Origin of the sequence: Streptomyces aureus (genome assembly GCF_001418135.1) — a bacterium.
Lineage (GTDB): Bacteria > Actinomycetota > Actinomycetes > Streptomycetales > Streptomycetaceae > Streptomyces > Streptomyces aureus_A.
The window spans coordinates 1-6,413 of record NZ_LIPQ01000559.1 but is presented as its reverse complement, the minus strand read 5'-3'; the positions used below and the strand labels follow the sequence as shown (position 1 = coordinate 6,413).

The 6,413-nt window shown below is 72.0% G+C and carries 6 protein-coding genes; 4 read left to right on the top strand and 2 right to left on the bottom strand.

Features of this window, described 5'->3' with window-relative positions; translation table 11 throughout:
• The first annotated feature begins 153 nt into the window (after window positions 1-153).
• Window positions 154-768 carry a hypothetical protein gene (locus AOK00_RS33875; protein WP_055603973.1) on the top strand — a complete coding sequence of 205 codons (615 nt, stop codon included), beginning with the start codon at window positions 154-156 and terminating at the stop codon, window positions 766-768.
• A 190-nt stretch (window positions 769-958) separates the two neighbouring features.
• Here AOK00_RS33875 and AOK00_RS33870 read toward each other — a convergent pair whose 3' ends face one another.
• Window positions 959-1,840: an arginase family protein gene (locus AOK00_RS33870; protein WP_055603972.1), complete on the bottom strand. Its 882-nt coding sequence runs from the start codon at window positions 1,838-1,840 to the stop codon at window positions 959-961.
• An 86-nt stretch (window positions 1,841-1,926) separates the two neighbouring features.
• Here AOK00_RS33870 and AOK00_RS33865 point away from each other — a divergent pair, with 86 nt between their 5' ends.
• The gene (locus AOK00_RS33865; protein WP_055603971.1) at window positions 1,927-3,135 is read left to right on the top strand and encodes a hypothetical protein; all 1,209 of its coding nucleotides are present in this window, start codon (window positions 1,927-1,929) and stop codon (window positions 3,133-3,135) included.
• A 63-nt stretch (window positions 3,136-3,198) separates the two neighbouring features.
• Here the strand turns inward: AOK00_RS33865 and AOK00_RS33860 are convergent, their stop codons facing one another.
• Window positions 3,199-3,747: a DUF1062 domain-containing protein gene (locus AOK00_RS33860; protein ID WP_055603970.1), complete on the bottom strand. Its 549-nt coding sequence runs from the start codon at window positions 3,745-3,747 to the stop codon at window positions 3,199-3,201.
• Between the two features lie 383 nt (window positions 3,748-4,130).
• Between AOK00_RS33860 and AOK00_RS33855 the strand changes: the two genes are divergently transcribed.
• Both AOK00_RS33855 and AOK00_RS33850 read left to right on the top strand, forming a co-directional pair.
• Entirely contained in the window at window positions 4,131-5,132 is a 1,002-nt protein-coding gene (locus AOK00_RS33855; RefSeq protein ID WP_254047603.1) for an ArsR/SmtB family transcription factor, read from the top strand.
• A gap of 213 nt (window positions 5,133-5,345) precedes the next feature.
• Complete coding sequence (locus tag AOK00_RS33850; protein ID WP_055603968.1) at window positions 5,346-5,885, top strand: RICIN domain-containing protein; 540 nt, start codon at window positions 5,346-5,348, stop codon at window positions 5,883-5,885.
• The last annotated feature ends 528 nt before the right edge of the window (window positions 5,886-6,413 follow it).

Here is a 6,413-nt window from a genome sequence, read left to right as displayed (position 1 = left end):
GCGGGCCGCCGATCGGCGGCCCGCCCTCGCCGACCCCCGCGCCTCGCCGACCCCCGCGGCTCGTCGGCCCCGTGCGCCTCACGGGCCCCACGGCCCGTCAGCCCCAGCCGCGCAAGCCCACGCCTTCCCTCCAGACCGGACCGGAGCACCGCCATGCACACCGCCACCCGACCCGCACTCGTCCTCACCGCGGCGCTCGTCCTCGGCCTCGGCCTGCCGCGGCCCGCCGCAGCGCACGGTGACAACCTGGAAGTGGTCATCACCGGTCACCGGTACGGCCACGTGCTGACCAAGGTGACATGGGAGAACGACGGCGACGCCGTCGACGAGCAGGTCGCCGCACTGGTCAGCGCTGTCAGCGCGGACGGCCGCCGTACGGCGGGTCCTTGGAAACTCGTCCGCGGCGCCGGCCCGACCGACTGGACCACCGCCGAAGCCCTGCCGACCGGCGTCTGGAAGGTCACGGTCGCGGCCGGACAGCCCGCGCTGGGGCACGCCGAGCGGCAGTTGACGGTTGCGGCGGTCCCCTCGTCGCCCGTTGCCTCGTCGGTTCCGGGCGGGACCGCAGCCACGCCGACCCCCGCTCCTCCGGGGACGACATCGCCGGCTCCGGAGGCTCCCCGGTCCCCGTCGACCTCTCGCTCCGCGGCCCAAGACGAGGACGAGCAGACCTGGGGCCCCTGGCTGACCACGTTCGGGCTCGCGGTTGCCTCACTCGCCGGAGCCGGCGCAGGGATCTGGATACGACGCAGGCGGGGGCGGCGCTGACGGCCACCGGTCGCCGGTCGCCGGTCGCCAGTCACCGGTCGCCGGTCGCCGGTCGCCGGGCCGGTCGCCGGTCGCCGGTCGCCGGTCATGCTCGAACAAGTCCGTTTGGAGCGGCTCCGGTCCCTTGCGCAGCTCGGCCGTACGCCGAGTGAAAACGGCGGGACCGCCATAGCCCGGGACCGCCAGAACGCTAGACCGGCGGGTCCCCGACCGCCAGGGCCCGCCGCAGGCAGCCGGTCAGGCGGTCGGCGATCGTCCCGTCGGGGTCGAGCCGTGGGTTGAAGATCGTGACGTCGAACCCGACGGCCCGCTCGTCGCCCAGGGCCGCCCTCAGCACGTCCTCCAGCTCGGCCCAGCTCAGCCCGCCGGGCTGCCGGTAGTCGACGGCGGGCATGATCGCGTCGTCCAGGACGTCGACGTCGAGGTGGACCCAGAACCCGTCCCGCTCGGCGAGCCGGACGACGGCACCCCGCGCGGCCTCACCCGCGCCGGCCGCGCGCACGTCGTCGAGGGCGAGGGCGTACAGCCGCGGCGGGAGCGGCCGGCTCCCCGCCGCGGCGGACTCGTCGGCGTCCCGGAACCCGAACGCGACGACGTCCTCGTCCCGCACCAGCGGCCCCCGCCCCTCCAGATCGGCGAGTGGCCGGGGGCCGCGCCCGGTGGCCAGGGCGAGTTCCATCGACGCGACCTCGCCGGTGGGCTCGGCGGACGGCTGATAGAAGTCCGTGTGTCCGTCGAGGAACAGCAGCCCGTACCGCCCCCTGCGCCGCAGAGCGAGCAGGTTCCCCAGCAGGATGCTGCAGTCGCCGCCCAGGACGACGGGAAGGCGCCCGGAGTCGAGCACCTCGCCGACTACGTCCGCCAGCTGTACGGAGTACCGCGCGATCCCGCCCGGGTTGAGCACCCCGGTCGCGGCGTCCCGTACCGGGTCGTACGCGGGCGGTTCGACCCGCGCGACCCGCGCCACTCCGCCGAGCACGGCATCCGGCAGCTCCTGCACCCCGGACGGCCGCAACCCGAGCACGGACGGCGCCTCGACGACGGCGAGGCCACGCTCGCCGGGCAGCGTCATACGTCCATGGTGTCCCCATCGGGCAGACCGTGCGCGCCGGCGAAATCGGCCTGCTCAGGGTGTTGCCCGGGCAATAGCATCTCCGGATGCGAAACATCGAGGACCTGATACCGCAGGCCGGATTTCACGACACCGCAGGTCTGCGGGAGGTCGGCGCGGAGGTACTCGCCCGATACGTGGCGGACTCCGGGCACCCGTGGTGGCGGCGCAGGCCGTGCGTGATCGCGCTGCACGGTCGGGTCCCCGAGCGGTACGTCCCCGACCTGATCGCGTGCGTCCAGGACCCCCAGGACACCCCCGAGGTACGCAGGGCCCTGCTCGACCTGCTCGCCGACCGGGTGGAGCTGCTCCCGTGGCTGCGTCACGAGGACCGTGCGTCCGACACCTCGTACGGCATGGGAGAGGCCTTCCTGAAGGCGCGGGGCCTGCTCGGCGACCGTTCGGCCGCGCGCGAACTGGCGACGCTCGCCGCCTCGCCGGGGCGAAGCGCCCGCGACGCGGGCGATGCCGGTCTGGACGGCCTCGTGGACCGGTACGGAGCGGACGCGATCATGGCCCAACTCGGCGAAGACCGCCCCGAGGACCGGGAGTTCCACGCCTGGATGCGCTACCGCGCCGGCGAGGACGTGACCTACGCACTCGCGGACCCGGACCGGCGGGTCGCCTACGTCGCCCAGCAGCTCGCGACCGACGCGGACCGTCTGCGCGCCTACCTCGACGAGGCGCCGACGACCGAGGCGAAGGTCTGGGCGGCGTACGCGCTGTACGGCCTCACGGAGGACAGGGACGAGGCCAAGGCGGTCTACGAACGTCTGGGGCGCCCCCGGGTCGAGGTCGAGGGCCTGGACGAGGACATCCGCGCCGCGATCGTCCACGAGTACGGTCCCGGCTGTGAACGCCAGAGCGACCCGCGGTGGCGGATCGAGGCCGTGTGCGTCGAGCCGTCCGCCCGTCCCGACGTGGAGGACCAGCTCCGCCGGGCGACGGCCGCCCTCACGGCGGCGGGCCTGGCGCCGAAGCCCCCGGTCTCCTGCGGCGAGGACAACCAGCAGGGAGACGGGACGTACCACGTGATCGAGGTCGGCGGGGACCGGCTCCTGATCAGCACCCTCGGCCCGTACGCGACCGCCGAGGAGGACGCTCCCGACGCCGCCTGGCGTGCGCTCGAATCGGCGGGCTTCCGCTGGATCGACGGGGATACGGGAGCGATCCGGGTCACGGACCTCTGTGTCTACTACTTCGGCGGGCGGAACGCCATCACGGTCGACACGGCGCTCTTCTACTGGCAGGACTAGGTGGTGTCGTGGGCCTGTCCGGCGGTGACTGACGCCGGACAGGCCCCTGGTCCCGTGGCGGGATCAGCGCTTGAGCACGAAGGTGAAGTCGCCGGAGAGCCGGCCGCTCAGCCGGTCCGCCGAGACGAGCCTGCCGTCCGCGAGCAGCCTCTCGACCTCGGCCCGTGGCAGACCGAAGCCTTCGGCGATCAGCCGTACCGGCCGTACGGGAATCCGCGCGGCGAAGCGGACCGCGACATCGACGGCCTCGCCACCCAGGTGAACCGATCCGCCGGTGTCGAGGCGCCAGGCACCGCCCCAGTCGAGGGCGACGCGGTTGCGGCGCCGTAGGACCGGATCCTGGAGCAACTCGGCTGCCAGGCTACGGTCGTTGTCGTGCATCCGGTCGAGCAGCTCAGGCCGTACGGAGCGGACGTTCGCCCGCTCCAGGACCGTGAGCTTCGCCGTCTCCCCGCAGGAGGTGCAGAGCACGAGGAGCCAGGCGTCGAGGAGCTTGTGGTTCGCGTTGACGCGGAACTTGCCGTTCGCCCGGAAGCGTTCGGATCCGCAGGTGTGGCAACGGCGGAGGACCGCAGGAAGGCAGGTGGGCACGACCACCCAGCTGTTGAGCACAGGAGTACACCGGTTTCAGTGAGAAATCCGCAGCAAGAAGGAGCGCGGCGCGCAGGGCGCGACGCGCGACGGTTCAGCGCTCGGGGGGTCTCACACGGTGTACAACGGCCTGCCCTTGGCTCGACGACGTGGCTCGGCAGCACGGTACGGGCGCACGGTGCCGCCGTTCCACAGGTTTTCGCGGTTACGTACGGGCTGCGCTACCGGCCCCGCACACGGCTTCGGTCTGGGCCGCGGGACACGCACCGCCGACCAGCCGGTCCCTCACAGCTCGTTCACCGCAAGGGCTTCGGGTGGCGTCTGGCCTGATTGGTCGTTGTGCGGCCACCAGCCCGCACCCGAGACTGATGTGTGCGAAAGGGAACGCGGGAACGGCATGCCCGGTGAAGCGGATTCACTTCACGGACCAGGATCTGATGCGGATCCGAGTGACCGGGACGATCGGCACGGCAGCCGAGACGTTCGACAGCGTGAAGCTGCTGCACGCCACTGACGTCGGCCTCGGTTTCCGGCGCTGGCAGGTTTCGGTCCGAGGACGTCTGGACGAACGGGTACGTCCCCTGCTCGCCCTGCTGCCGTCCCAGGGGCCCGATGTCGACCTGTGGAGCCTGGCGGGCGACTCCGTCTGCGTCGAGGAGGCGGTGGACCGACTGCTCGGCGCTTCCCGGAATCTGCTCCGCGCCGAGTTCGAGAACATCCACTTCCGTCCCGCGTACCGCGCCTGGGCACGCAACCTGGTGGACGGTGACCGCGAAGCATGGCTCCAGGTCACCACGGCCTTACGGGCCTGCCACGACGTGGCCGTCGCTCCGTACTGGGGAAGGGTGCGCTCGCATCTGGCCGAGGTTCGCGCCACGTATGCGAACGCGATGGCCGAAGGCGGGCTCGACCACCTGCTGAAGACCCTGGGCGGCCCGATGCTGCACTGGCGGCCGCCCGTCCTCGAACTGGAGCATCCACACGAGGCAGATGTTCATTTGGACGGGCGCGGTCTCGTCATCGCCCCCACGATGTTCTCCGCCCGGCGGGCGGAGCTGATGCAGCCCTCGCTGGATCCGGCCGAAGCCCCCGTCCTTGCCGTCCCGACCGTCACCGACGACCTGGCGGGCAGCACGCTGTGGGACGGCGGCGGCACGTCCACCGCACAGGCGCTGGAGGACCTCCTGGGACGCACACGCGCCGCGATCCTGGAGGCGGTGGCAGTCGGTCGCAGCACCACGGATCTGGCACGTCGGCTCAGCATCTCGCCGGCGACCGTGAGCCACCACACCTCCGTGCTCCGCAACTCCGGGCTGGTCACCACCCGAAGGGAAGGCAAGGCGGTCCTCCATACCGTGACGTCGAGGGGCATGGCCTTGCTGGAGCCGGGCCCTCGCCCACGGTGACCGACCGCCCGCGGACGAGCTCCACGACGGATTCCCCGCCACTCGTTCCCATGCTTTCGACGGAGCTCGAAAGCATCGCCCCGCCACGGAGCCCGAACCTACGGTGAGAGCAAGTCAACCGGCCACGCCACGAGTCGACCGGCGTGCTGCAGAGCCTGGTTGGCGAAGGGCCGCCGGAGTCGTTCGCGGCGGCATGACGAGAGGACGAAAGAGATGCGTTCGCATGCCTTCCACCGGGGGACCCTCGCGCTTGTGGCCGCGACCGGACTCCTTGCCGTCGGCGCCACCGCGGTGTCGGCGCAGCCAGTGATCCAGCCCACCGCCCACACCGAGACGGCAGCCACCGCCGCTGCCCTGCGGACGACCGGCGCTCCTGCCGGCGCCCTGCGCGCGGTCGACGTCATCCAGACGTTCGCGAACATGGCCACCGGATCCTGCCTCGACGACAGCCGGCAGTACGGTCTGCGCGGCTACGGCTGCAACGGTGGTGTCCACCAGAAGTGGAACGTGCACGTGTGGGGAGACGGCACCCGTCAGCTCCGGAACCTCGCGACCAACGATTGCCTCTTCGACGACGGCTTCACGCTCGACACCCGCGCCTGCAACTCCTCGCGCGAACAGAGTTGGTTCGCGCACAAGAGCGGTGACCGGGTGACGTTCCAGAGCCAGGCCACGGGCGAGTGCCTGGACGACAGCCAGTACGGGCTGCGGACGATCCCGTGCTACTACAACCGCCACCAGACCTGGCGCTGATCCAGGACCCGCCCGGTCGGGAGACGTGTCCACACGGGGGTCAGTGGACGGGACCTGGCCGGGCGGCGTCAGCTGTACCGACGCGGAGCACGCCCGGGCCGAGGATGCCGGCCTCGCTGACGACGCGGTGACGACTGTGGGGGTGGCGGTCCACCACGCGGTGATGGAATGTGAGGCCGTACTGCGGAGGTGGACCGTCGAGAACTCGGCTTTCGCCGACATCTGGCGCGAGTGAGCCGAGTTCAGGTGTCCGGTCGACGGCGTCGGCTGGGGAGAGGAGGGGCGTGTGTCCCAGGAGGAACGTGACTTCAGGCTGGGCCTCACGGGCTTGACCCGTGCGGAGCGTGAGGCTCGGATACGTCTGCTGACCGAGCAGCTGGCACAGGAGGCCGCTGCGGCGAGAGCCGCACTGCGGGCCAGGCGTGCAGAGGGCCGCTCGACTCGGGACCCCGAGGCGGAGACGGACTGAACCACGGCGGGCAGGGGATGCGGGCGCCCACCCGCCCAGGGCGGGTGGGCGCCCGCATC

Coding starts and splice junctions, on each gene's coding strand:
- AOK00_RS33875 (WP_055603973.1), top strand. CDS start 154: ATGCACACCGCCACCCGACCCGCACTCGTCCTCACCGCGGCGCTCGTC.
- AOK00_RS33870 (WP_055603972.1), bottom strand. CDS start 1,840: ATGACGCTGCCCGGCGAGCGTGGCCTCGCCGTCGTCGAGGCGCCGTCC.
- AOK00_RS33865 (WP_055603971.1), top strand. CDS start 1,927: ATGCGAAACATCGAGGACCTGATACCGCAGGCCGGATTTCACGACACC.
- AOK00_RS33850 (WP_055603968.1), top strand. CDS start 5,346: ATGCGTTCGCATGCCTTCCACCGGGGGACCCTCGCGCTTGTGGCCGCG.